We start from the raw sequence: 1,899 nt of genomic DNA on the forward strand, positions 1-1,899 counted from the left end.
TGGGGGTGGGGGCGGCGCGGGCGCCGCCCCCACCGATCGCGTCGGCTTCAGCTGACGCTCAGCGTCAGCGCGGCGGTGTGGAGCGTGCCGCCGGTCTGGAACTGGAGGAACACCCGCCAGTTGCCGGCCTTGGGCAGCATGGCCTGGAAGGCCAGGTCGGGCCCGCCCTTGTCGCCCTCGACCTTGGTCTCGGGGTGGAGGTGGGCGAAGGCCTGATCGCCCTCGTGGAAGGCGGTCACGTGCGCGTAGGTGTTCAGGTACGGCTGGAGGTCGGTGACCGGCTTGCCGTCCTTGCTGACGCTGACGGTCAGGGGGTGGGCCATGCCGGCCATCAGGCCGCCCTTGACGGTGACGGTGTAGCCGTCGGCCTCGGCGCTGGTGGCCGCCTTCGGCAGCGGGGTCTGCCGCACGTCGCCGGGGACGGTGACCGTACGGCTGAGGACGAAGTCCTTGCCCTTGCCCGGCCCGCCGTCCGGGGTGAAGGAGGCGTACGTCCGCCAGGTGCCCGGCTCCAGGGCCGCGAGGCCGGCGGTCCAGGTGCCGTCGTCGGCCATGGCCGGGTGGAGGTGCTGGAAGCCGGTGAGGTCCGAGCGGACGGCGTAGAAGTGCATCCGCTTGGTCTGCTCCTCGGCGAAGCCGGTGACCGGCTTGCCGTCCGGGCCCATGATCTGGAACTTGTAGGCGGTCTCCTTGCCGGCGGGGAGCTCGGTGGCGCCGGAGGTCAGCTTGTAGCCGTCCTTGGCGTCGGCCAGGCCGTCGCCCATGGCGCCGTGGTCCATGCCGGGCATCGAGGAGTGGTCCTGGGCCGACGGCGAGGCCGTGGGCTTGGCGCCGTGGTCCATGCCGGGCATGGACGAGCCGGAGTCGTCGGACGATCCGCAGGCCGCCAGCGTCACCGCGAGAACGACGGCCGTACCGGCCGCCGCCAGAGCGCGACGGCGGGAGGAAGAGAGACGAGAAGTGAACGACATCACACGAAACTTTCGGGGCGTGCGCGCCGTACGGGCGCGCGGCTGATCAGGACACGTGGCCCGACGCCGCCTGGACGGCGGGCGCGGGCGAGGCGCCTGTCAGTTCCGCGCTACGCACTTCCTCAGCAGGAGCGCGCGCCCGTGCCCCGGCGGCCCACGCCGCCCGACGCTCCCCGCGACCAGGCACCGCCGCACCAGCGCCCACCCGGCCGGACCCGCGAGGACGACGGCGGCCAGGAGCCAGATCGTGGGCAGCGGAAGGCGGTCACGGGGAGCGGTGGCCACGCACAGCGTTCCGTGCTCGCCGGTCATGCCCTGCGCGTCCACGTGCACGGGGGAGTGGGCCGTCGCGGCCGGGGTCATTCCGGCAGCCGTCTCATGCGCGCGGTGGGCGGCGTGCCCGGTGGGAACGACAGGAGAAGCGGGAGTGGCGACGTGCTCCTGCATGGCCCCGTGGCAGCCGGTGGCCGCGGAGGCGGGGGAGCCGTGCATGAGGAAGAGCCCGAGCAGGACGGCACACACAGCCATCAGCTGGGCGAGCGCCCGGCCGCGCGACTGTCCCGTGCTCATCACCGCTCTGCCGTCTCTCCTAGGGGCCGCTTCGCATCCGGCATCTCCAGCATCGCTCGCGAGGACGCCACCGCGACCGGAATCGCGAACCGCGACCAGAACTGCGCCCATGGAACGCCGAAGGCCCCGGCCGGTTTCCCGGTCGGGGCCTTCGGTAGTGCCCGGTGAGGCACTGGCGGAGGATACGAGATTCGAACTCGTGAGGGGTTGCCCCCAACACGCTTTCCAAGCGTGCGCCCTAGGCCTCTAGGCGAATCCTCCGCCGCAAACAATACAAGACTCCGAGGGGTGCTCGCGAACACGTGCTCTCGGGAGGGGGGCCGAGGTGGCGGAGGGGGACGAGGGCTGTCTCTTATAC

At 72.1% G+C, this 1,899-nt stretch carries 2 protein-coding genes and 1 tRNA gene; all 3 read right to left on the reverse strand.

Going from position 1 to position 1,899, the window contains the following annotated elements:
* Positions 1 to 47 precede the first annotated feature (47 nt).
* The 3 genes from K6I33_RS34605 to K6I33_RS34615 all read right to left on the reverse strand — a co-directional run bounded on the left by K6I33_RS34605 (position 48) and on the right by K6I33_RS34615 (position 1,802).
* The gene (locus K6I33_RS34605; protein WP_229358762.1) at positions 48 to 971 is read right to left on the reverse strand and encodes a hypothetical protein; all 924 of its coding nucleotides are present in this window, start codon (positions 969 to 971) and stop codon (positions 48 to 50) included.
* Positions 972 to 1,070: 99 nt separating this feature from the next.
* The gene (locus K6I33_RS34610) at positions 1,071 to 1,541 is read right to left on the reverse strand and encodes a hypothetical protein (RefSeq protein ID WP_229358763.1); all 471 of its coding nucleotides are present in this window, start codon (positions 1,539 to 1,541) and stop codon (positions 1,071 to 1,073) included.
* Between the two features lie 173 nt (positions 1,542 to 1,714).
* Positions 1,715 to 1,802 (reverse strand) — tRNA-Ser (locus K6I33_RS34615).
* Positions 1,803 to 1,899: the final 97 nt, after the last annotated feature.

The organism is Streptomyces sp. UNOB3_S3, assembly GCF_020740895.1.
GTDB lineage: Bacteria > Actinomycetota > Actinomycetes > Streptomycetales > Streptomycetaceae > Streptomyces.